Source organism: Paenibacillus favisporus, from assembly GCF_040545415.1.
GTDB lineage: Bacteria > Bacillota > Bacilli > Paenibacillales > Paenibacillaceae > Paenibacillus_AQ > Paenibacillus_AQ favisporus.
The window spans coordinates 101,748-127,554 of sequence record NZ_JBEPLV010000005.1; the positions used below are offsets into that span (position 1 = coordinate 101,748).

The following is a 25,807-nucleotide window of genomic DNA, read 5'->3' on the forward strand; positions in this document are numbered from 1 at the left end:
AAGATAAATAAACAACATCGTGTTCATTATTTATCTGATGACGATAAATGGTGCGAGATCAGGACCGGTCCATCAAGCGCAAACGTTCATTTTAACTTTCGGTATCAAAGGGAGGATATTTCGATGACATTCAACGATCATAATGAGCTTGTTCTTAAGGCAACCGCTGTGCTGGAAAGCTTGGAGAGCGGCAGCCCCGAAGCGATTACGGCTTACGTTCATCCGGATAAATATATTCAGCACAACCAAGCCTTACCTGATGGCCGTGATGCCATGCTAGGTGCGCTGGCTCATTTAAAGGAAAACGGTACGAAGGTCAGCATTAAACGTGCTTTGGTCGACGGGGATTTTGTAGTCCTCCATTCCGTATATGAATTCTTCGGTCCTAAGATCGGGATTGATATTTTCCGTTTTGAAAATGGGCTTATCGTCGAGCATTGGGACAATTTGCAGGAGATGGTGGGGAAGACGACAAGCGGCCATACGATGATTGACGGACCGGTCACGGTTCAGGATATCGACAAGACGGATGCGAACAAAGGGCTTGTCCAAAGCTATGTGGAGAACATTTTGTTTGGGAAAAATCCGGAGCTGCTGAACTCCTATTTTGACGGGGATCGCTACATTCAGCATAGTCCGCATATTGGGGATGGCCTTTCGGGACTTCATGAGGCACTCAAGGCGCTATCGGCGAGAAATATTGAATTTCAATATACTCAGCTCCATCAGGTCATTGGCCAAGGCGATTTTGTGCTTACGGTAAGTGAAGGTTTGTTTGATGGCCAGCCTACGGCTTTTTACGATTTGTTCCGTGTGGAGAACGGAAAGATTGCTGAGCATTGGGACGTGGTCGAGGCTATCCTGCCAGAAGAAAAGCGGAAAAATTCGAACAACCGGTTTTGAGGCTTGAGGGGAGTTAATAGAGAGGCATCGCCGGATCATTGCGGCGGTGTCCTTTTGTGCTGCGCTTATTTCCGGAACGCAGCATTCAGACAAATAAAAAAGCCCTCACGGAAGAACAATACGATGTAGATTTACACTTGACACCATCGTGTCGGTGATATAGCATTAATCCTAATAATTAAACTACGTTGAAAAGGAATAGTACGGTTTTCTAAGCGAACAGAGAGCTGTTGGCCGGTGTGAAACAGCCGTGGAGAAAATTGGAACTCACCTTGGAGTTGCTCGCTGAAACTGTAAAGTAGGTGGAGCCGGAGCCTGACCGTTATCATCAGGAGGATCCAGGTTTGTCTGTTTATGCAAACCGTATCCGTAGAGTGCATGCCGGCGTTGGCATGAATTCGGAGTGGTACCGCGTAAGATGTTAAAGTCTTTCGTCTCTGTAGTGGAGATGAAAGGCTTTTTTTGCGCCTCCGATCTTTGGCAGATTAGCATAGGAATCGACGAAAGGAAGGGTATCCATGAAAAATGTAAACAAATACGACAGAGGATATTTTATGCCGCCGGAGACCAGCCTGAACTGGACCCGGAAGGAATATATTACGGAGGCGCCGATTTGGTGCAGCGTTGACCTTCGCGACGGCAATCAGGCGTTGATCGTTCCGATGAATCTGGAGGAGAAGCTGGAGTACTTCAAGCTGCTTGTGGATATCGGATTTAAGGAGATCGAGGTCGGATTTCCTGCAGCTTCGGAAACGGAATTTGCCTTTTTGCGCACGTTGATCGAGCAGGATTTGATCCCGGACGACGTGACGATCCAGGTGCTGACCCAGTCGAGAGAGCACATCATCCGTAAAACGTTCGAATCGCTGAAGGGCGCGAAAAAAGCCGTCGTTCATCTGTACAACTCCACCTCTGTGGCGCAGCGGGAGCAGGTATTCCGCAAATCCAAGCAAGAGATTATCGATATCGCTGTGAGCGGCGCCAAGCTGCTGAAGGAATGCGCGGCGGAGACGGAAGGGAACTTCCAGTTCCAATATTCGCCGGAGAGCTTTACCGGTACAGAGATCGAGTTTGCGCTGGACATCTGCAACAGCGTGCTTGACGTATGGCAGCCGACGGCAGAGAATCCGGTCATCATCAATCTTCCGGCAACGGTATCCATGTCGATGCCTCACGTCTACGCCAGCCAGATCGAGTATATGAGCGAGCATCTGAACTTCCGGGAACATGTCATTCTGTCGGTTCATCCGCATAATGACAGAGGCACGGGCGTGGCGGACGCCGAGCTTGGCATGCTGGCCGGAGCTCAGCGCGTCGAAGGCACGTTGTTCGGAAACGGGGAACGGACGGGGAACGTGGACATTGTGACGCTGGCGCTCAACATGTACTCCCACGGGGTCGATCCGAAGCTGAATTTTGAGAACATTCCGGCCATTGCCTCCGTGTACGAACGGCTGACCAAAATGAGAGTCGGCGAAAGACATCCTTACGGAGGCGAGCTGGTATTCACCGCATTCTCCGGTTCGCATCAGGATGCCATTGCCAAAGGAATGAAATGGCGCGAGGAAAAGGATCCGCAGCATTGGTCGGTCCCTTATCTGCTGATTGATCCGATGGACATCGGCAGGGAATATGAAGGCGACATTATCCGTATCAACAGCCAGTCCGGCAAAGGCGGAATCGGATACGTGCTGCAGCTGAAGTACGGACTTGACCTCCCGGCGAAAATGCGCGAAAACTTCGGATACTTCGTTAAAAACGTATCGGATCAGCAGCAGAAGGAACTGATGCCTGAGGAGATCTACGCTATTTTCTTGAAGGAATACGTGAATATCCAAACGCCTGTCGAGTTTGTGAAATACCGCATGACGGACAACGAGGATTTCCAAACGATCGTCACGATTCGTACCGGCAACGAAGTCAAGGAAATCGCCGGCAACGGAAACGGCAGACTCGATGCGATCAGCAATGCGCTGCAAACTGAGCTTGTGCTGGATTATTCCGATCTGGTCTATACGGAGCATGCTCTGGAAATAGGCTCGAAATCCCAAGCGGTGTCTTACATCGGGATCACGGCCTCCAACGGCAGTGTATATTGGGGATGTGGCATTGACGTGGATATTATGACTTCATCGGTAAAAGCACTCTTTAGTGCCGTGAATCAGTTTAGCCGCAATACCAACTGATCGGTTCAGGCTAAGAACGAAATTCGATCATTTCGTCCCCACTTAAAGAGAATGAGAGTATTCTCACACATAAGAAAAGGAGCTGCCGCGGGCAGCTCCTTTTCTGTTTATTCGCCCATAGACACCTTAGAGAGGGGTTAGGGCTTACAGAAAGTAGAAGGCCCCTTCACTGTTTGGGTGATGGGCCTGATCTTTACTGATCGATGTACTCATCTGTTTCACGAATAGCATTAACAAACGTGGTCAGGGCGGCGGGGTTTTACCAGACGAAGACCTTGTCTTCTCCGCTAACCTAGTAATCGACTCGATGTCTTGTTCGGTTAATTGATCAAAGAAATGCCTGCGTATGGCCCTGGAGGTGATGGGACGGGCATCCTCCAGCACGGATTTGCCGGCGGGAGTGATGACGACTTGAACGCCACGATCCGTGTTCAGCGGCTTCCTCCTCACGAGTCCACGTTTCTCCATCCGCGTCAAATGATGTGACAATCGGCTCTTATCCCAGTCCATCGAGTCGGCTAATTCCTGCTGGCGAAGGCTGCCGTCCCCAAGCAGGTCTAACCGGTCCAAAACACCATAATCACCTTCCGATAGTCCGGTCTGTTCGGACATTTCTTTGATGACGCGGCCGAAGATGGTCTGGAAGGAGCCCTTCCACATATGCCATATTCGCATTTCTTCTTCATTCAGCTCGTTCTTATCCATAGAACCATCATATCATGGTTGACGCATCAACCACAACATGTTACAGTAGATACCAGGTTGACGCATCAACCAGTAGCGATCGCACATGACGGGTTGAGGTGCAACCAAGTTTTTTACCCTTTAGGTTGACGTATCAACCCAAGGGTCCATTCTGGATACGAAGTTGGCGCATCAGCCTGGAGCATTTACAAATACCCATACTTCAATGCACGAAAGGAGATTTTTTAGATGCAGGATAAACCCGTCGCCCTGGTTACCGGGGCCAACAAGGGAATCGGCCTTCAAATTGCCAAAGATCTCGCGGTACACGGCTTCACCGTACTCGTCGGGTCGCGCAGCCTTAAGAATGGGGAGGAGGCAGCCAAAAGTGTAGGACCGGACGCACGCGCCCTCAAGCTCGACGTCACGAATCAGGCCTCCATCGACGCCGCGGCAGAGCGTATTCGCCGAGAGCTCGGCCGTCTCGACGTGCTCGTGAACAATGCCGGCATCTCGCATGCGGGCAATCCGGACCGGCCGCTGGAGGAGATCGCGGAATCGTGCCGGCCCAGCGTCGCTTCTCTTGACGAGGTACGCGCGGTGTTCGAGACGAACGTGTTTGGCGTTATCGCGGTCACCCAAGCGATGCTGCCGCTCCTGCGTAAGGCGCCGGCGGCTCGCATCGTCAACGTATCCAGCGAAGCGGGGTCGTTGACGCTCAACGCCGACCCGGCCAATCCGCATCGCCCGATGTTCGGTGCCGTGTACAGCCCGTCGAAGACCGCCCTCAACGCCGTGACGCTTGCTTTCGCCATCGAACTCGAGTCGGCGGGCATCAAGGTCAACGCAGCCTGCCCGGGCTTTACCGGGACGGACCTCAACAACTTCGCGGGCACGCGCACCGTCGAACAGGGGGCACGCGAACCCGTGCGCCTGGCGCTCCTCGATGAGAACGGTCCGACAGGCACGTTTTCGAACGAGGACGGCCCACTCCCGTGGTAATGCAGCTTCTAGTGGTTGATCCAAACCAACTCCCAATCTCTCTTAACGAAAGGAACTTTAATTATGGAAATCAACGTTAATACATCTACTCCGATCATCTCGGTAAAACCAGTAGTATTGCCCGCGCCGGAACGGGGTGAGGATCTGCAAGTGCGGGTGTCTGCACCCGCAGCGGGGCATGACCTGCCCATTATCGTTTTCTCCCATGGCTTTGGCTCGTCGATGGACGGCTATGCTCCCTTGGTGGACTTTTGGGCCGCACACGGCTTCGTGGTCATTCAACCCACCCACCTCGACTCGAGAACGCTGAATCTTCCACCTGAAGATTCCCGAACACCGCTGATCTGGCGCATTCGGGTCGATGACCTGAAGCGCATTCTCGACCAGCTTGATCTTATTGAAGCTGCGGTTCCCGGCCTCAGCGGACGCCTTGATCGGAGCCGCATTGCCGCAGCCGGACACTCCTGGGGAGGCCAGACGGTGAGCGCGCTGCTCGGCGCCCGTGTCCTTAATGCCGACGGTAAGCCGGGAGAGGACATGTCCGACCCGCGGATTAAGGCGGGATTGCTGCTTGCCACGACGGGCAAGGGCGGAGCCGACTTGAGCCCGTTCGCGGCCGAGCACTTCCCCTTCATGAATCCGAGCTTCGCGGACATGAACACGCCGACCCTCGTGGTCGCGGGGGACCAGGATCAGTCCCGGCTGTCCACACGGGGGCCGGACTGGTTCGCCGACCCGTACTTCCTGAGCCCGGGCAGCAAGAGTCTGCTCACCCTTTTCGGGGGAGAGCACTCGCTGGGCGGAATTCCCGGGTACAACGTCACGGAGACGACGGACGAGAACCCCGAACGGGTCGCCCTGCTCCAGCGGGTCACATGGGCTTATCTGCGCAGCGCGCTTGGCATCGAAGATTCCAGCTGGGCGGCAGCCCGCGCGGCTTTGGAAGATGGGGCCAACCCGCTGGGCCGCATTGATTCGAAGTAAGGGCCGGACGGGCGTCCGACGGGCGGATCGACCTGAGGCCATAGAGGTGCTCGCGCGCCCGGCTGCAGATATCATTTGAAGTTCGGTGCCGGGACAACTTTCCAAGACGATAGTTAGAACAAGCGATATCACCAAGGCCATCCCTAAAAAGGATGGCCTTTAAACTTGCCGCTATAGGCGGGGGTGTGATTATTTTGTGGGTACTCGCATGTTCCTACGCCTCACAACGGCAAATAGACGCTAAATACCGTGCCTGTGCCAACCGTGCTTTGCACATTAATCCAGCCTCGATGAGCAAGGATGTTTTGCCTTGCAATCGCAAGCCCGAGGCCGGTTCCGCCGCTTGGACGAGCACGGGAATGGTCCGCCCGATAGAACCGGTCGAAGATATGAGGCAAATCCTCTTCGGATATGCCGGCTCCGCTGTCTTCGATCCGAATTCGGGCATAGGACCCCTCTCGGTCCGGCAGGCGTACCGTTTCCACCCGTAGGCTGATCTGTCCGCCGGGGGGCGTATAGTAAACGGCATTCGTCAGGATGTTGTACAGCGCCTGAAGAATGCGGCCTTTTTCCACTGAAACGGATATTACCTCTTCCTCGGCGTGCAAGGACAGATCGATTTGCTTATCCTCCACCATAAACTTGGTCTTCGAAGTTAAATCCTCCACGAGCGCAACCAAGTTCTCCGTCCGCGGATGCAGCTCCGTCATGCCGGCTTCCAGCCTGGACAAATCCAGCACCTCATGAACCAGACGCGACAGCCGCAGCACTTCATCGTGAATCGAGGCCTGCTTGGCGGCAGAGAGGGAAGCTCCCGTCTCGTGGGCCAGCTCCAACTCTCCCTGGATGATCATCAGCGGGGTTTTGAGCTCATGGGCGACGTCGGACATCAGCTGCTTGCGGGTGCGCTCCGCGTCGGCCAGCGATTCGTTCATTTCGCGAAGGGACCTGGAAATCGCACCAAACTCATCTTTTCTATGTTCGGGAAAAATGGGTGCTGCATCCCCTTTTTTGATACTCTCAATCCCGCCGATGATTTTGCGTATGGGGCTTGTGAGCCTCCACGACAACAGGAAAATGGTCAGCAGTGCCGCGACGCCGGTGAACAGCAGCGATGCCAGCCCGATATTGGGCAGCATGCCGTACCACATCGTTTTGAACCCGTAGATTTTGAACTGGCGGTCATTCATCACATACAGTCTTCCGATTCGCTGGTCCCCTACGTTAAGCGGCACCAAGTAGCCGTCGCTTCGAAGCTCGTCCGCACTCAGCTCTCCTTGCTGATACAGGATCTTTCCCCCAGCGGATAATGCGATTTCCGCAAAGGCTGCGGCCGATTCAAACCTCGCACTGCCGACATTGTCCCAGGAATCACCGTGATGGATATAAAATTGCTCGAATTCACTTTTTAGGGAATCAAAGGGTTTCTTATCCTGAAGATACACAATGTCGCGGGATATATAAAACTGCACATGCGTGACCCCTAGCAGAAAAAGCAGGATAAACACGATCAGAACGCCCATCGACAGCATCAGCTTGTTTCTAATTTTCATGTTCCGCTCCGAAACGGTATCCGAAACCGTAAACGGTTTGAATATAGTCGGAGCCCCGGCCGCCGCCCTCGATCTTCTTGCGGAGCTTGCTGATATGCGAATCAACCGTCCGCTCATCGATGATAAACTCCTCCTCGAACGCGTGCTGCAACAGCTGCATTCGGCTGTACACCCGTCCGGGCTTGGATGCCAGGAGGTGCAGAAGCTTGAATTCGGTTGGGGTAAGATGCAGCTCCTCATCCCCCTTAAATACCTGAAGGCTGTCCTCGTGGATCGCAAGTTCTCCTCTTCGCAGGATCTGGGCGGGACCGTCTTGGCCGGTTCTATTCATGCGTCTCAACAAGGAGCGGATGCGTGCGGAGAGTTCTCTTAGGCTGAAAGGTTTTGTCAGGTAATCGTCTGCACCCATTTCGAGGCCCACGATTTTGTCGGTTTCCTCGGATTTGGCCGTGACCATGATGATGCCGGGGGACCCGATTTGTCTAAGCTGCCGGCATATGTCCAGCCCGTTCATTTGGGGAAGCATCCAGTCCAGAATCACGATATCCGGTTGATGTTTGGTATAGAGCTGCAAGGCGGTCGAACCGTCCATTGCGGTTAGGCATTCGTATCCTTCGGCTTGAAGAAACGATTCCATGAGGGATGCGATTTTGACTTCATCATCTACGATCAGCACCTTGATTCTCATTCCCACACTCCCTGACATGATCATTCATTTTTACCTCTTTATAGAATATGGGCAGCCCCCACAATGTGTAAATAGATTCACCACAAGTTTGCAACATTTCGCAGGTAATATAGCTAACATAGAAGCCGCTAAGGGAGGATTTGCCCATGAGTTACAAATTGCCGGTCAAGAAAAAGCAGGCGATCATCATCATCCACGTGCTGTCGGTCGTTTGCTGGCTCGGCGGAGCGTTGGTCATGCTGCTGTTCGGCATGTATATGCTGAAGGCGGAGAACGGGGACCAGCTGTATTACACATTGGAAAATATGCATTTGATCGATATCGTGTTCATCCGGTACACCGCTCTTGTCACGGTGATCACTGGGATTGCCTTGTCCGTTTGGACCAATTGGGGGCTGTTCAAATATTATTGGATCGTGATCAAGCTGGCCTTGACCCTATTGTTGATTGTGTTCGGCATTGTGTACATGGAGGACTGGTTGTCCCAAATCGTTCGCACTGCGGATCAGGCCCGACTTCTTGCGCTCAGCGACGCTGCCTTTCTGAATACAAGTTACTCGCTGATTGGAGGAGCCCTGGCTAATATTATATCGCTCGTCTTCATGACGGCCATTTCGTATTTCAAACCTTTCGGCAAAATCAACACAAAAGCCCATCCATCAAAACCGCGGGCGGCAGCTTCACGAAACATTCGGTCTTAAGGAGAGGAAAACTATGTTCGTAACGATAACCAGCATTCTGCTTACCGGCGGTATGACTCTGTTCTGGGGAGTCGCCGGCATGACGGCCGCATGCCTTCCGTACGCACGGACCAACCGCAGCCAGAAACATAAGAGGACCTTTGTGCTGTGGGCAGCAGGGAGCGCGATGCTGCTGAGCGCCGTTTGGTATGCAGCGATCGCCCTCCAATTCGTCAACGGCGGCTGGCCATTTATAGAAGGTACGGTCAAAATGCTTGTACCCTTGACGCTGATCCCCCAGTCGTATTTGGCGGTAAGGGTTCTGCCTAAGCTAAAAAGCTTGCGGGATTCCGGCGGGAATCCCCCGGGGCAGAAGGCACTGCGCACGGTGGCCCACCCTTCGGTCATGCTGTCCTTTTTGGCGGCGGTGCTCGCATCGGGGATTTCCGCTTTCAGTACCTTTTTCGCCCAGCCGGTTCTGCCCAGTCTGTTCCAGATCGCTTCCCGCTTTTTGCTGGTTGTGCTCTTACTGCTTGTGCCTGCGTTATTCGCATATCGAAGTTACTTAAAGGTGAACAGAGGGGAAAAGCTAGAGCGCGGGATCTTTGTCAGACTGCTAAAATTCGCATCTGCCGGTGTGCTCACCTTCGTCGTCGCCATTGCTATCCTTGTGTCCAATGTACTGGTCGGGGTGAATGCCTCGAAGCTGCCGGAAGCGTCCGACATGATGAATCATGACCTGATGGACGAAGGGGGCGGCGCGGCTACCCTGATGTCGATGTCCGGTGGCTCCGATCATCAGCAGCATCACGCTCATCATGCATCAGGTTCGGCCGGGTCGGATCAAATCGAAGTAGCCGCTCTGACGGGCGATATTTCGGCCCCCGCCGACAAAACATTCGAGCTGGTCGCACAGCGCAAGAAGATGACGCTGGCCTCTGGAGCCGTGATCGATGCCTGGACCTATAACGGTGAAATTGCCCCCGAGCTCAGCGTACAGCAAGGAGACATGGTCGAAGTGAAGCTGATCAACCAGGATGTGGATAGCGGGGTAACCATCCATTGGCATGGTTATAACGTTCCAAATGCGATGGACGGCGTGCCCGGGATGACCCAAAATGTCGTCAAACCAGGGCAATCATTCACATACAAGTTCCGGGCCGAGCAAGAGGGGGCATACTGGTTCCATTCCCATCAACAGGCATCGGAGCAAGTCGCCAAGGGGCTGTTCGGCACGCTGATCGTGGAGCCTAAAGAGGAAACAGAAACCTTCGATGAGCAGTTTACTGTGATCAATCATCGCTGGATGACCGACAAAGGGCACATCAATGCCCTTGGCAATGAAGATGGTCTGCAATGGAAGCAGGTGCAGCCCGGGGAGACGGTCAAGCTGAGAATGATCAACACGCATAACCTTTCTCAGAAGTACCTTCTGCAGGGGGCTGACTTTCGCGTCACCAGCATTGACGGGATGAAGATCCAGGATCCGCAGCCCTTGTCCGATCAAACCGCGCTTCGGCTGGGATCGGGTGGCAGATACGACGTGGCCTTTACGATGCCGAACCATCCGGTCTTCCTGAAACTCGGCAATGCCAAGGACGACAGCAATCCGGGCATCGTTTTTTATTCAGGGGTGAAGCCGGAGAAACCGGTCTTTCGTAAGGAAACCACACTGTTTGATCCGTCCAATTACGGCCAGCCCGTCGTGAACGAGGTTACGAGTACAGTGAAATTTGACCGGGAATTCCAGATGATCCTTGGCAACACAATGGGCTTTTACAACGGTACATTCCATTTTCTGTGGACGATCAACGGGGAAGTGTACCCCCGGATTCCGACCCTCGTCGTCAAAGAAGGAGATAAAGTGAAAACGACGTTCGTAAACAAAAGTTTGGGGGAGCACCCGATGCACCTGCACGGGCATCATATGACGGTCCTGAAGAAAAACGGCGAGAAGGTGAAAACGCCTTGGCTGACCGATACGCTAAACGTCATGCCCGGCGAATCGTATGAAGTGGCCTTTGTCGCGGACAATCCGGGCATGTGGATGGACCACTGCCATAATCTGGACCATGCGGCGACCGGCATGATTCTGCATCTCATGTACGACAATGTCCGGTCATCGTACGAAGTAGGGACAAGATCCGGGAACCTGCCGGATTAGTGCAAAATGGCGTCATTTTCGTTGGGATACCAAAACACATCAACATGACGCCTGCCTTATCCCGCAAACATCCACTCCGTTAATCGCGAGTTTTATGTTAAGGGAAGAACTGATATGATAAAAGAAAGTATTGCTGATGCAGACATCTGTTGTGAGATTGCGATACACTGTAAACAGGAGGGATTTAAATGATATCTAACCGGAGCGCCCAGATTGGTCCGCCGCGTTTCGCCACTGCCGTTCATGCCCTGATCTTGCTTGCCAAATGCGAAGGAACGCTTAACAGTGCGGCCATTGCCTGCGATGTCCAAACACATGCCACATTCCTCCGCAGAGTATTGGCGCAGCTCACGCATAACGGAATGGTTGAAGCGAGAGAGGGACGGAATGGGGGTTACTATCTGAAGCGCCGTCCGGATGAAATTACGCTGGCGGATATATATTTGGCTGTAAAATCGGATTGCTGCGAACCAGAGGTTAAAGAGGACTGCACTTCGGGCCGACAAAAGCTTGAAGCAATTATGGGAGAAGTGCAGAATCAGACGGTTGAATTGCTCAAGCAGCATACGTTAGCCGATTTGATGCAATAATAATTACCGGATTGCAATGTGAGCCGAAACGTTATATACTGTGTTCATGTTAGTTGCAGTTGGTGGCCCGACTGCATTTTATTTTAAGATATACTGTGCCTTTACTGAGCACAGTAATTACGAGGAGGAGAGAAGCATGTCCGTTTCACAATTGTCACAAACCGTGGAGCAGCAGCCATTTTTCAACGTTATTCAGGAACGGCGGTCCGTCCGCAGCTATGATCCCGAAGTGAAAATTTCGCGGGAGGAAATGAACGAAATCCTGCAGCAAGCTGCGCTGGCTCCTTCAGCCGCCAATCTGCAGCCGTGGCGATTCCTCGTCATCGACTCGCAGGAGCTGAAGCAAAAACTGTATCCGATTGCCTTCAATCAGCAGCAGGTGATCGAGGCTTCGGCTGTCATTGCGGTACTCGGAGATTTGGAGGGCTATAAACTGGCCGAGAAGATTTACGGAATGGCGGTTGATGCGGGTTACATGCCTGCAGACACTGCTCAATCCTTTGTGGAACGCTATCAAACGATGTTCGCGAGCATGCCTTCAGAGACTGTTCTCCAGAAAATATCTATTGACGGTGGATTGGTATCCATGCAGCTTATGCTTGTCGCCCGTGCCAAAGGCTATGATACGGTTCCGATGGGCGGTTTTGATCATGCTAAATTTGCAGAAGCGTTCGATATTCCAGAGAGATACGCTCCTATTATGCTAATCGCCATCGGCAAGGCGGCAAATCCCGGACACCCGACGTTAAGACTGCCGATTGAGGATGTCGCTTTCTACAACGAAATGCCTAAGGCATAATATCATCATTCAAGCAAGAAAAAAACGCCCAAGGATATGAACGGTATCGCAGCGGTTTGGACGATACCGTTCCATCAGCATATTAAAGACGAAACCACTCCAGATAATGGAGTGGTTTTTTAGCGGAATTTACATTCGTGCGCCGGGAGCAGATTCGTTACGGAAAGCCTGGCGGCCGATCAGGCCGACTCCCAGCGCCAGCAAGGTTAGGACTGCTGCTAACAAGTATAGGTTCACAATGCCGAGCCATTCGGCAAGGGCAGCCATAACGAGCAGCGAAATACAGAACACCAGATTCAGCAAGGAGGCTTGGGCGGACAGCACTTTCGGCAGAACCCCTTTGTCAACGCTGCGCTGAATCAAAGTGCGGCGGTTGATTACCGAGAGCTCGGCGAATGGTCCCATCAGCAGGACGAGAATGAGCGCGATAAAGGGCTGGGTGTTGAGGGCGTATATGGCGGTGAGGATGCCATACCCCGCCATGCCGATCAGCATGGCGGCCAGAAGGCTGCTGCCGATGGCGCGTGAAATGGCCAGAACCAGCAGTCCGCCGCCAACCGTCCCCGCAAAATATGCCGCATTAATGAAGCCCCACCACTCTTCGCCTTGGCCAAGCGCCGTCTGAACGAAGGCCAGCGTAAAAGCGCCGACCCATACCGAACCGCCCAGCATGTCGATGATGTCCATGAAGGTCAGCAGGCGCAGGCGCGGCATTTTCCAGATGATTTTCCAGCCCTCGGTCAAGGTGTGCCATCTGGAAGCTGGAGCCGCTGCTATGCTGTCGTCAGGCGCTGCGTCGGTCGGCTGCTGTTCAAGATGGGCTTCCGCCGGCTCCTTGACGCCCAGTGTAAAAGCCGCTGCCAGCCCATAGACGACGGCCGTCACCAGCAGTGTTGGACTGGGTCCAAGCACGGCGACAATAACGCCGCTGAGCCCCCAGCCGGCAAACTGCACCACCTGATCGCTGACGCTGATCAAGCTGTTGGCCTTGAGCAGGCCCTGCTCATGTGCGACGAGCCGCGGAACAAGCGCGTTGCGGGCGGGAACCGTCCACCCGTCCAGGAAGGACATGGCGAAGACCAGCGCAAACACCAGAACAAACACAGCGTCCTTTCCGGTAAGCTGCAGGTAAACGGCCAAGCCTACGAACAGCAGAAACTGACCCGTCTGCGAGAGGAGCAGCAGGGCTGGAAGTTTGAAGCGGTTCAACAGCAGCGGCGCGATCAGGCCGCTCAGCATTTGGGCTCCGCTGCGCATCAGCGGCATAAACGCCGCCGATATGAGTGATTCGGTCTGGTTTAACACCAGCACCGTAAGTGCCATAATGTAGAGCACATCCGCGGCGTTTGCCGCCGTCTGGGTGGTCCACAGGAAATAGAAAGGCCGGGTTAAGAAGGATGATTTCATGGCGGTCATAGTCTCCATTCCTACGTGCATGATGCAAAAAGCTTGTAACAAGATTAAGGATACGGGAACTTGAAGTTTTTTACAATGAAGGAAAGACACCTAATAGGGCAAGCACAGAGTCTTCCTGGAAAAAGAAAATTAGATATAGGTAATAGCTATAACAGGCTATAACCTTTTAGTAGAACGTTATACCCAAGGGGATATGCTATAGTGATTTTAATATTATTTTCCGAGGAGATTAGCCGATGAGCACACAAACCAAACCTACAAAACGAACCGTTACTCCGTTTCGATATGATATCGTCGGCAGCTTTTTGCGCCCCCAAGCGTTGAAAGAAGCCAGAGCCCAGTTCCAGAACGGTGAAATCACCGCTGAGCAGCTGAGAGAAGTAGAGAGCGCCGAGATCATCAAGCTTGTGCAGAAGCAAAAAGAAGTAGGGCTTCAAGCGGTCACCGACGGCGAATTCCGGCGTTCTTGGTGGCATCTGGACTTCTTCTGGGGTTTGGATGGCGTAGAGCGGACCATTGTTGATCAAGGCTACCAATTTAACGGTGCGCAGTCCAGACCCGAAACCGCCCGCCTGACCGGTAAAGTGGGTTACAGCAGCCATCCGTTTGTATCGCATTTTACGTTTTTAAAAGAGGTTGCAGGTGAAGACGTCGTTGCGCGTCAATCCATTCCTGCGGCCGCGCAGTTCCTGTTCGAGCTGGACCGGGCAGAAAATCGGGAGAGCACGCAAGCCATCTATCCGAATCGGGAAGAGCTTGTTACGGATATTGCCAAAGCCTACAAAGCAGCGATCCTTGCACTCTATGAAGCCGGCTGCCGCAGCCTTCAAATCGACGATTGCACGTGGGGAGCGCTTTGCGACGAACAGTTTATAGAGTTTATGAAGCAGGCTGGCGTGAATGTGGCGGATTATGCGAATGAATTTGCTAGATTGAATGAGGAAGTAGTATCCGGCCTCCCGGAGGACCTCATCGTAACAACGCATGTATGCCGTGGTAATTATGTATCGACTTATGCCGGGGTGGGAGGAGGCTATGAGCCGATTGCGCAAACGCTCCTTAGCATCGATAACTACTCTGGCTATTATTTGGAGTTCGATACCGAGCGGGCAGGCGATTTTAAGCCGCTTCGTTTCCTGAAGGACAATCAGCAGGTCGTGCTGGGCCTGTTCTCTTCGAAATTTGGTGAGCTGGAAAATAAGGCAGATATCCTGAAGCGGATTGAGGAAGCGACGCAATACGTCGATCTGAACCGGATTTGCCTGAGCCCGCAATGCGGCTTCGCTTCCACGGAGGAGGGCAACCACCTGACCGAGGAGCAGCAGTGGCGCAAGCTTGCTTTTATTAAAGAGATCGCGGAAGAGATCTGGAAGTAATCCATATATCGAAATAGAATGAGCACCAATATAGCCGTATGGATGATGATCCGTACGGCTAAGGATGCTCTCTAAGTACTTCACGAAATGAGGCGGTTGCCTCGAGTCCGCGTGTATAGAACTGATACTAAAGAAAGCCGGGAGGATGTAAGGAATGGTCATGTTAGGCCGATCCGGTCAAACAACGCCATCCATTCCGGGTCAACCGCAGCGTTCCGGCAAGCGGCGATTTTTGCCAAAATATCTGGGTCCGGATCATTCAACACCGTCATTTGGGACAGTTTGGATAATAAAGGGATGAACTGAAAATCCCCTTCGCGATGGGCAGGCTCACGAAAATACCGGTCGAGCGACGCCAAGTCAGGGATGCTGACACAATATGCATGCGTGAATCCCTCCTGAGGATCACCGAAATAGCGCCCAAGGGAATAAAACGCGACTGATTCCGCCTTGGCTGTACGCTCGATAATCGAAAGGACCCTCTGTATTTCCGCTTCATTGACGCCATCTTTGAATTGAAACCGCAAAATGCTTGTGATCATCTCCGTCCCTCCGAATATCGTCTAATTAGAACACCCCTGGATTTCCATTGATGCCTCAACGATATTGTATCAAGGTCACTTACCGAATGTAAGAAGTCAACTCACTTGGATATAGTCATCTATTATGGATCAGCTTACTTAATTAAAGTTAAAATAACTTGAAACGCGTATCTAAGAGGAAAACCTCTTGAAACAAGTAAAAGCCCCTTCCGGCTAATTGCCGAAAAGGGCTAAATTCTGTCTTTTGATACGGTACTTCGTCTCTCCACCAAAACCTGAAAAGTCACCGCTTGAGAGTCATACGCCAGCTGTCCGAGCGGCTGAGCTCCGTGGAGGTTCTCGAGGTATTCACGGCGCTGACCAAGAGGAAAATGGTTTGATCTTCGCCGGTGTTGTTGTTAAATAACACTTTGTTTGGCGTTAAATCCCCGGCACCGCCTCGGGCAACAAACTTTCCCGGAGACGGCTGGGCCTCGATTTTAATCGCAAAGGCTTCATTATTGAACAAAAAATTGAGGTTGTTTAGCACCAATTTTCTTCCCTTTTTCACCCGGATGACGATTTGCTGCAGCAGCAGCGTTTTCCGCGGCCCTACTTTGACCGGTGTTTTTCCGCCTACAATCCCGCTAAGTTGAATCATGCTCTCACCTCTCTAACGAAATTCCTACAACATATTCATAGAGGGTGAGCTTGGACACGGCACTGCAGGCCATACCACCATGGCAAAGGCAGTACATTTTCATTTCGAGCCGGACCCGGATTTTCGCAGCGCTTCCCGATTAATTCACAGCTTCTGAAACGTTGTCGTAATGCCGTCCCAAATGATAAGCTCGCGTCAGGAGGTTATCGAAAACTTCCGGCCTGGAATCCAGCGTATCGTATAGGATCTCAACCCGGCTGTTCGAGATTCCGCAGTAGTCGGCTATGCCGATGTTTAGAAGCTGGGAGAGCAATGTATCGTACTGCCTCTTCTCGAAGTGCTCTTTCGGGGCTCCCGCCAGACCAAGCCATAGCACTTGTTGATGATGCAGGTGACTTGCGCCATAAGCAAATCCGTTGTTCCATACCCGGTCGATATATCCTTTCAGCATTGCGGGCAGGCTGTACCACCATATCGGGAAAATAAAGGCGAGCGCGTCGTGCCGTTTCATTCGTGCGATCTCCGCTTCCACCTCAGGCGAATAAACTTTGTGATCCGAAGACCAATCCGGCTCGTCGGCTTCCCACAACACGGGATTAAAGCCGCTGCGATGCAGATCCAGCACCTCGGTTTCGTGCCCGGCGTCGGCAAGCCCCTGGATAAATCTCTCTGTCACAGAAAAGGTTAAGGAGTTCACCCGCGGATGCGATACAACCGTCAAAATTTTCATCGATGTCACCTTCCCTCTCTCAAATTTCAATAAGAAGTACGGTAAAATTATCTGGTATGCTGTGATAAATGGGAAGTACTTACTTTTTTGTGATATAGACACTTTAAAGTGATATACTCACCGGAAAGTAATCGTTCATCGGAATCGACAGGAGGGTGGTAATCCCATGGAAGTGCAGACCACACGGACGTTTAACATCCCCGCAGAGGCGACGCTTCAGGTGATCGGGGGAAAATGGAAGCTGCTGATTTTATGCCATTTGAACTGTGGGGACGGACCGCAAAGAACGAGCGAATTAAAAAAGGCGATTCCCGAGATTACGCAAAAAATGCTGATCCAGCAGCTCAAGGAACTGGAGGAAGACGGCATCGTAACGAGAACGTCTTACAATCAGGTTCCGCCGAAAGTCGTCTACGAACTGAGCGAGCTGGGGAAGTCGCTGAAATTGATATTGGATCAATTGGATGAGTGGGGCGAGAAGTATATGAATCTGCGTGATTGGAGATGTTCCTGTTCGGAATAAGGAGAAGATTACCCCAGATGACTCAGCGTCCCGGGCGGATCTAAAAAACGAGCGTCGGCCTATGAAGGCTCACGCTCGTTTTTTAGTGAAACATCATCAGGATATTCGGTATCAGGCACTAATTGATTTTCACCAGCTGCCATTGCTGGTTCAGATCACCCCGGTAGAGATTTTGCTGAAGCTTCGCTCCATCCGCTGAGGAGGCTCCGGCAACCTCGACGGCCTTGTTGCTGTTTACATTGAGGATGCTCCAGTAACCGTTGCTTAGTTTGATCAATCTGAACTGTTGTGCGATATTTCCCAGATCCTGCATGAGTTGGACCGCTTCGCCGTTGTTCTTCGTTCCGTTTCGGATATCCATGACTTTTTGGTCGGCCGAGCTGACGCTTCGCAGCCTGTACACATTGTTGTAAGTCCCCAGATCATCGGCAACCCATTGCTGGGCTGTTGCATTGTTGTCTGACAACTGCTGAAGCTGCAGCCCGTTGGTATTCTGACCGCCCGGCACGTCAATCGCTTTACCCGATGCGCGGTTTACGATCTTATACGTCGAGCCGGACAGGACTCCGTTCCATATACCGTTCCATGGGTTCAACTGCGCGCGTTCGTAATACCATTCGAAGAGGAACCGGGCCATGCCGTCCCGTGCAGTATTGCCGTCATATTTGAGGCCTGCGGTCGGATCGGCGAAAGAACTTCTTGTGCCGGGCTCCAGCAAAAATCCGTTCATATGCGCGGTCATGCTGACATTGCCAGCCGCTGTGAAAATAGCCTTCGTGTTTTTCCCGAAACCTTCATTGGACCCGTTGAACAGCTCCCAGTAGGAAGAATCCCCGGGCTGTGTCTTGAACCAGGTGGTCTCCGTAATGTTGATGGGATAATGATCGGCGCAGGGCTTAATATTCGTATCCCACTGCTGCTGCAGAGTCGCATAATCGTCATGGGCACCGTACCCTGGGTACCAGTGAACGGAATACCCGATATTGTTCAAGGGATCCGTCAGCGGACTGGATGCACAGAGCTGGTAGTATTGATCCCAGCCAAGCCCCGCGGCCCATATCACGTTGTCGGCACCTTTACTGCGTATCGTGGATATGATGGAGTTTTGAAATTTTTTAAGGGAGTTCCAGTAGTCAGCGAAATTGGGTTGAGAGGGATTTCCGCCCCATTGCCCGTTGACATCGGACAGGACCGGTTCATTGATCAGTTCGAACATCACGTTGTCCGCGCTCTTGATCGCCGGTTGGGAGGCAAGGTAACCCCAGATTTCGTTGAACTTGTTCAGATTGGATGGGGTGGTTGCCTGGTTGTTTGAAAGGGTAAAATCGAGACCCAGCGTGACATACAGGCCCTTGGTCTTGGCATAGGCAATATACGGAATGATGACGTCCTGCGTAACGCTCTGCAAACCGGCAAAATTATACGTCCCGGCGGCTACGTCGCCCATATCCTCCCGGTCGATAAACAGCCGGACCTGATTCATATACCAGCCGTGGCTGCTGCCGTACTTGGCAGAGGTACCGGTAAAGGTATCGGTGATATCCTTCAAATAGTCCAGAATTGCCGCATGCCGGTTCCCTCCGTTCCGGTCCAGATAGTAGCTGCTGGACTGGTAGGTCCAATAGGAGCCCGAGGGCTGATGCCAACCGCTTAGCAGGACGGGCTGCCCGCTGCTGTTCACCAGCTGGTTGCCGCTCACATGGAGCTTGGACATCGGCATTCCGTTCCAGGCATCTGCGCGGTGGCTGTGCATGAGCGTTGGGACTACGAGCAGTAGGGCCAGTAGTAACTTGATGGTCCATCTCATTTTCTTCACATGATACATCTCCTTTTTTTGGTTTACGTAAAATCAATGACGGTACGAAATCACGGGGCATGATTCTATGAATGCGCTTTCAAAAAAGAGTGTATTCCAGAGGAAGAAAGAAGACAACCTGCCAAAATATGGGGAATTTTTAATGGAAAAAGGAATTCCCTTACAAATACATCTCCCGGGTTTCTTCTCCAAAAAATCCGGTTACGTCCTGATACTCGGCGATATCGATCCGGTGCTGCCGCATGATCCTCTGAATAAAAATGGCGTCCGCAAAGAGCATGTTGACGATTTTTTCGCACGCTAACGGGGTGTCCTTGAGATGATCGACCAAATCATGAATGTCTTCAAACTGAAAATAAAGGATATAACAGACATAATTCTGAAGCAGCATGCGGAAGCCGTATTCTCGATACGGGTTGGTTCCGGCATCCAACAGAGCGTCTCTCAGCAAATCGAAAAATCTGGTTTGATGTTCCGAGTGAATCCGGAGCAGCTCATCCACATCATTGATCAGACGGAATACGATCTCAAACCCTTCTTCCGAAGGCATAAGCAGCCTGGATGATTTACCCTCAATCGATCTTAGCAGCTCGAGCGTGAGATGTTTACCGGCCTGAATTTCGTGAGGAGTGATTAGCAATCGATCCTTATACTCATCGTGCTTGTCGCAGTAGTAATCGTGGTATAAGGAAAAATAGCGCTCTACGCGGATACCCGTTTTCGTATGAACCAAATCCCGGCCGCGGAAAGAAAAGCCGTACAGGGTTTCCTCGTTAACCGGGTGGGCATAAAGGTAGAAAAAGAAGAAAAAGTCCCTCAGCTGCTCTTTCTGCACATCGTTTAACCGGACCGCATCCGTCAACTGTCCCAATTGAAAAAAACAGTAATGTTTCATGAAGTCATTCATTGCACGGTAAGGATGGGGACTGGCAACGGACGTCGTCGAATTGATCGTATACAGGAGAAAATAAAGGATCTGCTCATCGTACACATCGAGGTCCGGAAAGTAACCCGAGAGCAGCGGCTTCCAGTCGGGGTTAGCCGTGTACCGGGGATCTTTCGGCTGTAATGCGTCTGCCCATTCCACAAATGGTTTGTCATCATGACCGGCAAAAAATAATTCGGCGCTGCCATCCTCGAAAAGGCCGTATTCAAAGCCCCCCGTTTGCTTAAGCTCTAATCCCCTGTTGAATTTGATGTTCAAATATTCGTTATATAGCGATTGAAGTGTCATTTGCTTGTTCCTCGGTTCCTTAATCATTATCATTCTGCTTGTATTCGCTTGCGGCCGCTAACACGCTGCTTTAGAGGTTTTCGACATGAAGCGGGTATAACCTTCTGCGAAACATCCTCAGCATGAACGTATTCGTTCCAAAAGTTCGGAGCCCATAAATATCCCGCAGCACCCCCTTTCTAGGGCGTGTGCCACAGCGGGATTTTTTTTATTTTAAACGAATGGGTTGACATTATGTATTACTTAATTATAATACAAGACATAACAATTAAAAGCGCTATCATTTTGGAGGTGAAGCGATGGATCTTGCAGGCATGAATATTACGTACAGGCATTTTCCTTTTGAACACTTTCTCGATTCCATGACGGAGCTCGGGGTGGATCGCATCGAGCTGTGGGCAGGTGAGCCGCATTTTTATGTGTATCGGGGCGGCCTCAGCCAAGTAAGGCGCATCCGTCAGGAACTTCGCTCCAGGCAGATGAAGGTGGTCTGCTATACGCCGGAACAGTGCGTGTACCCTTACAATCTGGCGGCGTCCGACCCGGATCTGCGGCAGAAGAGCGTAGATTATTTTATCGAAAATATGTATGCCGCGTTGGAATTGGACTGCAGCATGATGCTGGTCACCTCAGGGATCGGAGACTTCCATCTGTCTGAGGATCAGTCATGGACGTACGCAGCCGATTCGATCGGCAGGCTGGCCCGGGTGGCGGAGCAGGAAGGCGTGACGCTTGCTTTGGAGCCCTTGACCCGCTTCGAATCGAACTTGATGACGGACGTCAAGGGAATTCGGAGACTGCTGGATGAGATCAGGTCCCCGGCGCTTCAGGGAATGATCGACTCGGTAGCCATGCATCTGGCCGGCGAAACGCCGGAGGATTATTTCTCCGTACTGCCGGACTTGTGTCATTTTCATCTGATCGACGGCGACGGAACTTCGGACTCGCATCTGGCTCTGGACGACGGGACATTGGATTGGAGAGGGTATGTCACCGACCTTCAAAGCCGGGGCTACCAAGGGACCTGCACGCTGGAGATTATGGGACACCGTTATTATCAACACCCGCACGAGACAGTTAAGCAATCCATTCAAAAAATTAGGGAACTGGGCATCTGATCATTCGGATTGGGAGGAACTCACGATGAGTAATGGCACACTTACAAGAAAGCTGGGCTTCTGGTCAGCCTTGGCCTTAGCGGTGGGAACAACGATCGGCTCCGGAATCTTCGTCTCGACTGGGGATGTGGCAAGGGCTGCGGGTCTGCCTTCCATGTCCATCCTGGCCTGGATTATCGGCGGCGTTATTGCCATCCCGCAGGTCATGGTGCTGGCCGAGCTGTCTACTGCCTACCCGGAAAATGGAAGCGGTTACGTGTATCTGAACAAAGCGGGTTGGCGTCCGCTTGCCTTCCTGTACGGATGGGCGACGTTCTGGGCGCTCGATCCTCCGTCCATCTCGATCATGGCACTCGCGATCGTCACTTACCTGGCAAGCTTCTTCCCGTTCTTTAGCGGGATTGCAGGCAAGCTCCTGGGCATTGCCATTATTTTGTTCATTACCTCCATTCACTACCGCAGCGTAAAGGAGGGCGGCCGTTTTCAAGTCATCATCACCTTGCTCAAGATCATTCCGTTCCTTATCGTCATCGCGCTGGGCTTGATGTATATGAATTATGATCACTTTTCGTATACTCCTGCGGCGGAAACGCACAGCGGGAGCCTGATCGGCGGTGTATCGGCCACAACCTGGGCGTATACGGGAATGGCGTCGATCTGCTTTATGGCAGGGGAAATCCGGAATCCGGGGAAGGTGCTGCCGAAGGCGCTCATCAGCTCGGTGCTGATTGTTCTTGGTCTTTACACGCTGCTGTCCGTTTGCATTACCGGTTTAATGCCGTTTGACAAGCTGATGGGCTCCAGCGCGGCCGTGTCCGATGCGGTCAGCTACATCCCGGGGTTCTCCGGCATCGCCTCATCCTTCGTGGCGGTCACAGCCATTATCGTCATCCTCGGCGCGTTAAGCTCGTGCATCATGTTTCAGCCGCGTCTCGAGTATGCCATGGCCAAGGACGGGCTGTTCTTTCAGCGCTTTGCGAAAGTCCATCCCAAGTACGAAACGCCGAGCTTCTCGATTCTGGCCCAAGTTACGTATGCCTGCATTCTCGTATTTTTCAGCGATTTAACCGCACTGCTGGGTTACTTTACGCTGATTCAGCTGGTGATTAACATCCTGGACTTTGCTGCGATTTATAAGTGCCGGAAAAGAGCGGACTACAAGCCGATCTACCGCATGCCTTTCTGGAGAATCACAACGGTGCTGGCAATCTTGGGCGCAGCTTGGCTGGCGTGGGGGACCTTCACCTGGGCTCCGCTCGAAGGGATGATTGCGGCGCTGATCGTCATCGTCACCGGCCTGCCTGTCTATTACTATTGGGAAAAGAAATACGGACGCCTTCGAAACCAGGACACCAGCCCTCCAATGATGGCCCAGCCCGCAAAAAAAGAATTGTAAGTTTGGTAATATCTAATTATAATACAAGACATAACAAATAGAGGGGCGGCAACCGCTCCAGCACAGGAGGGAACGCTACATGTTTAATTTTGACGAAGAGCTGTTTCTAAGATTGGTGGAAAAGGAAGGCCTCGCTTACCGAAGCCAGATTGAGGACATCGTCGACGGGATCTGCAGCAAAGGTTACAGCAACATCTTCATGATTGGCGCGGGCGGTACCATCGCGATGATGTATCCGTATGAATATATCCTGAAATCGAGCTCCAAGATCGACGTGCACGCCGAAATCGCCGCGGAATTTCTGGTGATGAACAACAAGCATTTCAGCAAGGATTCCGTGTGCATCTTCACCTCGGTATCCGGAACGACGAAGGAGACCATCGAAGCGATCGAGTACTGCAAAGAGCGGGGTGCAACGACCTTTGCCCTGGTGGCCGAGCCGGACACGCCGATCACGAAGCTGGTCGATCACTGCATTACGACCGGGTCGGAGAAGCACTCCTTCGATACGTTCTTCATGCTGCTGTACATGGTCGTATTCCGGTTCATGTATAACAATAACGAGTTCCCTCAGTATGAGCAATTCACCAAGGAAGTCGCCCTGCTGCCGCGAGCGATCCTGGATGCCGTCAAAGCGTTTGACAAGCGGGCCGAGGCCTTTGCCATTGAGCATAAAGATACGAACTACCATATGATGGTCGGCTCGGGGAACCTGTGGGGCAACACCTATTCCTACGCCATGTGCGTGCTGGAAGAGATGCAGTGGATTCCGGCCAAGTCCATCCATGCGGCTGAATTTTTCCACGGTACCCTGGAGCTCGTCGTAGAAGATACGAGCGTCATTCTGCTGAAGGGTGAGGATGAAACGAGACCGCTGGCGGACCGTGTGGAACGATTTGCCGAGAAGGTCACCAAACGGCTGACGGTGATCGACACGAAGGATTTTGCGATGGAAGGGATCAGCGATGAGTTCCGGAAGCATTTTGCCGTGAGCATCAACTGGGCGTTGCTGAGCCGGATCAGCGTCTATCTGGAACGCGAAAGAAACCATCCGCTGACTTTGAGACGATACTATCGCAAGATGGAATACTAATACGTACGGGGAGCGCTGCTTATCCCGGCAGAGCTCCTTCCTTAAACGGGAAGGTGAGACAAGATGCGAATCGTTACAGTCGGAGACAATTGTATGGATGTCTACCGATCCTCTGGGAAAGCCTGTCCCGGAGGAAATCCGGTAAACGTGGCCGTCTATTTGACCGAACTGGGTGCGGAGACAGCCTATATCGGCTGGGTGGGCAACGACCAGTATGGGAAGATTATGGTTCAGGCGATTCAGGGCAAGGGCGTAGATACGTCCAGGGTCTCGGTCCAAGAAGGCCGCACGGCGGTGACCTACGTCGATATGGTAGGCAGCGAAAGAAAGCTGGGCGATTATGAAGAAGGCGTGATGGCTGATTTTGCCTTGAAATCCGAGGATCTGCGCTTTACGGAGTCATTCCAGCTGGTGCATTCCGCGATTTGGGGCCATGCCGACTTGTATTTCGCTTATTTTAAGGAAAAGGGATTGCTGACTTCCTTCGACTTTGCCGACAAGCTGGATCATGAGCTGGTGACGACACTGACGCCTTACGTGGACTATGTCTTCTTGTCCTATACACAGGATGACGAACATATCCGCCGCCTTATGAGGGAGATCAAGGACCGGGGCTCCAAAATCGTCGTAGCCACGCTTGGAGAGAATGGATCCTTGGCCTACGATGGAGAACGGTTCTACAAGCACGGAATTACGGAGGTTGAGGTAGTTGACACGCTGGGAGCGGGTGATTCATTTATCGCCGGATTTATATTCGGCATTCTGAAAGGGCTTCCGGTCACAGCCTGCCTGGAGCAGGGCGCCGATAAAGCCGCAAAGACGATCAGCTACTTTGCTGCATGGTGACTGGACGTAGCCATCAATGTATAATAGAGAGATACAAATTTGATCATTGATGGATAAGGATGAATGTTCAATGAATTTGAATCCTTCAACCCCTCAGCCGCTGTACATGCAGATCAGGCAAATGTTGAAGAATGATATACAGCAGGGGCGCTACAAACCCGATGAGCAGATCCCGACAGAGGCCGAGCTTTGCGATATTTATAGCGTGAGCCGGATTACGATCCGCAAGGCGATCGAGGAGCTGGTCCGGGAAGGGGCGCTGACCCGGATTCCACGGCGGGGTACGTTTGTGGCCTCCAACAAATTTCACAACGAGTTGCTGTCTGTAAGCGGATTCTCCGAATTCAGCCATCAGCTTGGGATGATTCCGAATTCCCGGATTCTCAGGAGCGACGTGATCGAAGCGACCGAAGACGTGGCCAGGTATCTTCGCATCGATGCAGGAAGCCCGGTGCTCGAGCTGGAGCGGCTTATGTACGTCAATGACCGTCCGCTGTTTTACGACATCGCGCATTATTCGCTGACCCGCTTTCCCGACCTGGAGAAGAAGATTACTACGAACGAATCGACGTATAAAATTCTGTCCGAGGATTACGGAACGGAAATCGTGAGCAACGATAAAGAGATCGATGTGATCGGCGCGACGAAGGAGTATGCCAAGCTGCTCGAATGCGACATCGGGGCGAATCTGTTCCGAATTTTAAAAGTGGCCTTTGACGCTAAGGATGAGCCGGTGCATCTCTCTACCTTTATGTGTGAGACCAACCGGGTTACGCTGACGGTTCACCGGGCGAAGCAGGGGCAGTAGACTTAGGGCTAAACGCTCGTGCTGACAGGGACGGGC

At 52.2% G+C, this 25,807-nt stretch carries 24 protein-coding genes and 1 other annotated feature; of the genes, 15 read left to right on the forward strand and 9 right to left on the reverse strand.

Annotated features, from left to right (window positions below):
* Positions 1-123: 123 nt before the first annotated feature.
* The gene (locus tag ABID47_RS21830) at positions 124-903 is read left to right on the forward strand and encodes a nuclear transport factor 2 family protein (protein ID WP_354499837.1); all 780 of its coding nucleotides are present in this window, start codon (positions 124-126) and stop codon (positions 901-903) included.
* 179 nt (positions 904-1,082) lie between these two features.
* Positions 1,083-1,345: a binding site (T-box leader), on the forward strand.
* 76 nt (positions 1,346-1,421) lie between these two features.
* The gene (gene leuA / locus ABID47_RS21835) at positions 1,422-3,089 is read left to right on the forward strand and encodes a 2-isopropylmalate synthase (RefSeq protein WP_354499839.1); all 1,668 of its coding nucleotides are present in this window, start codon (positions 1,422-1,424) and stop codon (positions 3,087-3,089) included.
* Positions 3,090-3,332: 243 nt separating this feature from the next.
* Here leuA and ABID47_RS21840 read toward each other — a convergent pair whose 3' ends face one another.
* On the reverse strand, positions 3,333-3,794 hold the full coding sequence (locus tag ABID47_RS21840) for a MarR family winged helix-turn-helix transcriptional regulator (RefSeq protein WP_354499841.1): 462 nt from the start codon (positions 3,792-3,794) through the stop codon (positions 3,333-3,335).
* Between the two features lie 228 nt (positions 3,795-4,022).
* Between ABID47_RS21840 and ABID47_RS21845 the strand changes: the two genes are divergently transcribed.
* Together ABID47_RS21845 and ABID47_RS21850 are read left to right on the forward strand one after the other, a co-directional pair.
* On the forward strand, positions 4,023-4,775 hold the full coding sequence (locus ABID47_RS21845) for an SDR family oxidoreductase (protein ID WP_354499843.1): 753 nt from the start codon (positions 4,023-4,025) through the stop codon (positions 4,773-4,775).
* A 63-nt stretch (positions 4,776-4,838) separates the two neighbouring features.
* Positions 4,839-5,759 (forward strand): alpha/beta hydrolase family protein, encoded by a 921-nt coding sequence (locus tag ABID47_RS21850; protein ID WP_354500419.1) that lies wholly within the window; start codon positions 4,839-4,841, stop codon positions 5,757-5,759.
* 221 nt (positions 5,760-5,980) lie between these two features.
* On the opposite strand, the gene ABID47_RS21855 is transcribed toward ABID47_RS21850, so the two are convergent.
* Both ABID47_RS21855 and ABID47_RS21860 read right to left on the reverse strand, forming a co-directional pair.
* Entirely contained in the window at positions 5,981-7,312 is a 1,332-nt protein-coding gene (locus ABID47_RS21855; RefSeq protein WP_354499845.1) for a sensor histidine kinase, read from the reverse strand.
* The gene (locus tag ABID47_RS21860; protein WP_354499847.1) at positions 7,302-8,000 is read right to left on the reverse strand and encodes a response regulator transcription factor; all 699 of its coding nucleotides are present in this window, start codon (positions 7,998-8,000) and stop codon (positions 7,302-7,304) included. Before ABID47_RS21860 ends, ABID47_RS21855 begins: the two co-directional genes overlap by 11 nt.
* Positions 8,001-8,146: 146 nt before the next feature.
* Between ABID47_RS21860 and ABID47_RS21865 the strand changes: the two genes are divergently transcribed.
* From ABID47_RS21865 to ABID47_RS21880, 4 genes are all read left to right on the forward strand, one after another.
* Positions 8,147-8,701, forward strand: a complete 555-nt coding sequence (locus ABID47_RS21865; protein ID WP_116233241.1) for a DUF2269 family protein — start codon at positions 8,147-8,149, stop codon at positions 8,699-8,701.
* Between the two features lie 13 nt (positions 8,702-8,714).
* The gene (locus ABID47_RS21870) at positions 8,715-10,844 is read left to right on the forward strand and encodes a multicopper oxidase family protein (protein WP_354499849.1); all 2,130 of its coding nucleotides are present in this window, start codon (positions 8,715-8,717) and stop codon (positions 10,842-10,844) included.
* Positions 10,845-11,032: 188 nt separating this feature from the next.
* Complete coding sequence (locus ABID47_RS21875; protein WP_116233243.1) at positions 11,033-11,434, forward strand: RrF2 family transcriptional regulator; 402 nt, start codon at positions 11,033-11,035, stop codon at positions 11,432-11,434.
* A gap of 136 nt (positions 11,435-11,570) precedes the next feature.
* Positions 11,571-12,233: a nitroreductase family protein gene (locus tag ABID47_RS21880; RefSeq protein WP_354499852.1), complete on the forward strand. Its 663-nt coding sequence runs from the start codon at positions 11,571-11,573 to the stop codon at positions 12,231-12,233.
* 129 nt (positions 12,234-12,362) lie between these two features.
* Here ABID47_RS21880 and ABID47_RS21885 read toward each other — a convergent pair whose 3' ends face one another.
* Entirely contained in the window at positions 12,363-13,640 is a 1,278-nt protein-coding gene (locus ABID47_RS21885; protein ID WP_354499854.1) for an MFS transporter, read from the reverse strand.
* Positions 13,641-13,885: 245 nt separating this feature from the next.
* Here ABID47_RS21885 and ABID47_RS21890 point away from each other — a divergent pair, with 245 nt between their 5' ends.
* Positions 13,886-15,025, forward strand: coding sequence for a 5-methyltetrahydropteroyltriglutamate--homocysteine S-methyltransferase (locus tag ABID47_RS21890; RefSeq protein ID WP_354499856.1), 1,140 nt, complete (start codon positions 13,886-13,888; stop codon positions 15,023-15,025).
* Between the two features lie 158 nt (positions 15,026-15,183).
* Here ABID47_RS21890 and ABID47_RS21895 read toward each other — a convergent pair whose 3' ends face one another.
* The 3 genes from ABID47_RS21895 to ABID47_RS21905 form a co-directional block, all read right to left on the reverse strand.
* Positions 15,184-15,567, reverse strand: a complete 384-nt coding sequence (locus ABID47_RS21895) for a Dabb family protein (RefSeq protein WP_076172354.1) — start codon at positions 15,565-15,567, stop codon at positions 15,184-15,186.
* Positions 15,568-15,850: 283 nt separating this feature from the next.
* The gene (locus ABID47_RS21900; RefSeq protein ID WP_105445405.1) at positions 15,851-16,207 is read right to left on the reverse strand and encodes a hypothetical protein; all 357 of its coding nucleotides are present in this window, start codon (positions 16,205-16,207) and stop codon (positions 15,851-15,853) included.
* Between the two features lie 139 nt (positions 16,208-16,346).
* A complete protein-coding gene (locus ABID47_RS21905) occupies positions 16,347-16,937 on the reverse strand; it encodes an NAD(P)H oxidoreductase (protein ID WP_251678459.1) in 591 nt (196 codons plus the stop codon).
* Between the two features lie 166 nt (positions 16,938-17,103).
* Here ABID47_RS21905 and ABID47_RS21910 point away from each other — a divergent pair, with 166 nt between their 5' ends.
* Positions 17,104-17,460 carry a winged helix-turn-helix transcriptional regulator gene (locus ABID47_RS21910; protein WP_354499859.1) on the forward strand — a complete coding sequence of 119 codons (357 nt, stop codon included), beginning with the start codon at positions 17,104-17,106 and terminating at the stop codon, positions 17,458-17,460.
* A 118-nt stretch (positions 17,461-17,578) separates the two neighbouring features.
* On the opposite strand, the gene ABID47_RS21915 is transcribed toward ABID47_RS21910, so the two are convergent.
* Together ABID47_RS21915 and ABID47_RS21920 are read right to left on the reverse strand one after the other, a co-directional pair.
* Positions 17,579-19,285 (reverse strand): RICIN domain-containing protein, encoded by a 1,707-nt coding sequence (locus tag ABID47_RS21915; protein WP_354499861.1) that lies wholly within the window; start codon positions 19,283-19,285, stop codon positions 17,579-17,581.
* 151 nt (positions 19,286-19,436) lie between these two features.
* Positions 19,437-20,510 (reverse strand): hypothetical protein, encoded by a 1,074-nt coding sequence (locus tag ABID47_RS21920; protein ID WP_354499863.1) that lies wholly within the window; start codon positions 20,508-20,510, stop codon positions 19,437-19,439.
* 299 nt (positions 20,511-20,809) lie between these two features.
* Here ABID47_RS21920 and ABID47_RS21925 point away from each other — a divergent pair, with 299 nt between their 5' ends.
* The 5 genes from ABID47_RS21925 (at position 20,810) to ABID47_RS21945 (ending at position 25,771) form a co-directional block, all read left to right on the forward strand.
* Positions 20,810-21,628, forward strand: a complete 819-nt coding sequence (locus tag ABID47_RS21925; RefSeq protein WP_354499865.1) for a TIM barrel protein — start codon at positions 20,810-20,812, stop codon at positions 21,626-21,628.
* A gap of 25 nt (positions 21,629-21,653) precedes the next feature.
* The gene (locus ABID47_RS21930) at positions 21,654-23,024 is read left to right on the forward strand and encodes an amino acid permease (RefSeq protein ID WP_354499867.1); all 1,371 of its coding nucleotides are present in this window, start codon (positions 21,654-21,656) and stop codon (positions 23,022-23,024) included.
* A 79-nt stretch (positions 23,025-23,103) separates the two neighbouring features.
* Complete coding sequence (locus ABID47_RS21935) at positions 23,104-24,117, forward strand: SIS domain-containing protein (RefSeq protein WP_326104758.1); 1,014 nt, start codon at positions 23,104-23,106, stop codon at positions 24,115-24,117.
* Between the two features lie 63 nt (positions 24,118-24,180).
* A complete protein-coding gene (gene frlD / locus ABID47_RS21940) occupies positions 24,181-24,963 on the forward strand; it encodes a fructoselysine 6-kinase (protein ID WP_354499869.1) in 783 nt (260 codons plus the stop codon).
* A 70-nt stretch (positions 24,964-25,033) separates the two neighbouring features.
* Positions 25,034-25,771 (forward strand): GntR family transcriptional regulator, encoded by a 738-nt coding sequence (locus ABID47_RS21945; protein ID WP_076172305.1) that lies wholly within the window; start codon positions 25,034-25,036, stop codon positions 25,769-25,771.
* Positions 25,772-25,807 lie beyond the last annotated feature (36 nt).

What these genes read in the sequence shown, in the direction of transcription:
- ABID47_RS21830 (WP_354499837.1), top strand. Translation starts at nt 124, where the DNA reads ATGACATTCAACGATCATAATGAGCTTGTTCTTAAGGCAACCGCTGTG.
- leuA (WP_354499839.1), top strand. Translation starts at nt 1,422, where the DNA reads ATGAAAAATGTAAACAAATACGACAGAGGATATTTTATGCCGCCGGAG.
- ABID47_RS21840 (WP_354499841.1), bottom strand. Translation starts at nt 3,794, where the DNA reads ATGGATAAGAACGAGCTGAATGAAGAAGAAATGCGAATATGGCATATG.
- ABID47_RS21845 (WP_354499843.1), top strand. Translation starts at nt 4,023, where the DNA reads ATGCAGGATAAACCCGTCGCCCTGGTTACCGGGGCCAACAAGGGAATC.
- ABID47_RS21850 (WP_354500419.1), top strand. Translation starts at nt 4,839, where the DNA reads ATGGAAATCAACGTTAATACATCTACTCCGATCATCTCGGTAAAACCA.
- ABID47_RS21855 (WP_354499845.1), bottom strand. Translation starts at nt 7,312, where the DNA reads ATGAAAATTAGAAACAAGCTGATGCTGTCGATGGGCGTTCTGATCGTG.
- ABID47_RS21860 (WP_354499847.1), bottom strand. Translation starts at nt 8,000, where the DNA reads ATGAGAATCAAGGTGCTGATCGTAGATGATGAAGTCAAAATCGCATCC.
- ABID47_RS21865 (WP_116233241.1), top strand. Translation starts at nt 8,147, where the DNA reads ATGAGTTACAAATTGCCGGTCAAGAAAAAGCAGGCGATCATCATCATC.
- ABID47_RS21870 (WP_354499849.1), top strand. Translation starts at nt 8,715, where the DNA reads ATGTTCGTAACGATAACCAGCATTCTGCTTACCGGCGGTATGACTCTG.
- ABID47_RS21875 (WP_116233243.1), top strand. Translation starts at nt 11,033, where the DNA reads ATGATATCTAACCGGAGCGCCCAGATTGGTCCGCCGCGTTTCGCCACT.
- ABID47_RS21880 (WP_354499852.1), top strand. Translation starts at nt 11,571, where the DNA reads ATGTCCGTTTCACAATTGTCACAAACCGTGGAGCAGCAGCCATTTTTC.
- ABID47_RS21885 (WP_354499854.1), bottom strand. Translation starts at nt 13,640, where the DNA reads ATGAAATCATCCTTCTTAACCCGGCCTTTCTATTTCCTGTGGACCACC.
- ABID47_RS21890 (WP_354499856.1), top strand. Translation starts at nt 13,886, where the DNA reads ATGAGCACACAAACCAAACCTACAAAACGAACCGTTACTCCGTTTCGA.
- ABID47_RS21895 (WP_076172354.1), bottom strand. Translation starts at nt 15,567, where the DNA reads ATGATCACAAGCATTTTGCGGTTTCAATTCAAAGATGGCGTCAATGAA.
- ABID47_RS21900 (WP_105445405.1), bottom strand. Translation starts at nt 16,207, where the DNA reads ATGATTCAACTTAGCGGGATTGTAGGCGGAAAAACACCGGTCAAAGTA.
- ABID47_RS21905 (WP_251678459.1), bottom strand. Translation starts at nt 16,937, where the DNA reads ATGAAAATTTTGACGGTTGTATCGCATCCGCGGGTGAACTCCTTAACC.
- ABID47_RS21910 (WP_354499859.1), top strand. Translation starts at nt 17,104, where the DNA reads ATGGAAGTGCAGACCACACGGACGTTTAACATCCCCGCAGAGGCGACG.
- ABID47_RS21915 (WP_354499861.1), bottom strand. Translation starts at nt 19,285, where the DNA reads ATGTATCATGTGAAGAAAATGAGATGGACCATCAAGTTACTACTGGCC.
- ABID47_RS21920 (WP_354499863.1), bottom strand. Translation starts at nt 20,510, where the DNA reads ATGACACTTCAATCGCTATATAACGAATATTTGAACATCAAATTCAAC.
- ABID47_RS21925 (WP_354499865.1), top strand. Translation starts at nt 20,810, where the DNA reads ATGGATCTTGCAGGCATGAATATTACGTACAGGCATTTTCCTTTTGAA.
- ABID47_RS21930 (WP_354499867.1), top strand. Translation starts at nt 21,654, where the DNA reads ATGAGTAATGGCACACTTACAAGAAAGCTGGGCTTCTGGTCAGCCTTG.
- ABID47_RS21935 (WP_326104758.1), top strand. Translation starts at nt 23,104, where the DNA reads ATGTTTAATTTTGACGAAGAGCTGTTTCTAAGATTGGTGGAAAAGGAA.
- frlD (WP_354499869.1), top strand. Translation starts at nt 24,181, where the DNA reads ATGCGAATCGTTACAGTCGGAGACAATTGTATGGATGTCTACCGATCC.
- ABID47_RS21945 (WP_076172305.1), top strand. Translation starts at nt 25,034, where the DNA reads ATGAATTTGAATCCTTCAACCCCTCAGCCGCTGTACATGCAGATCAGG.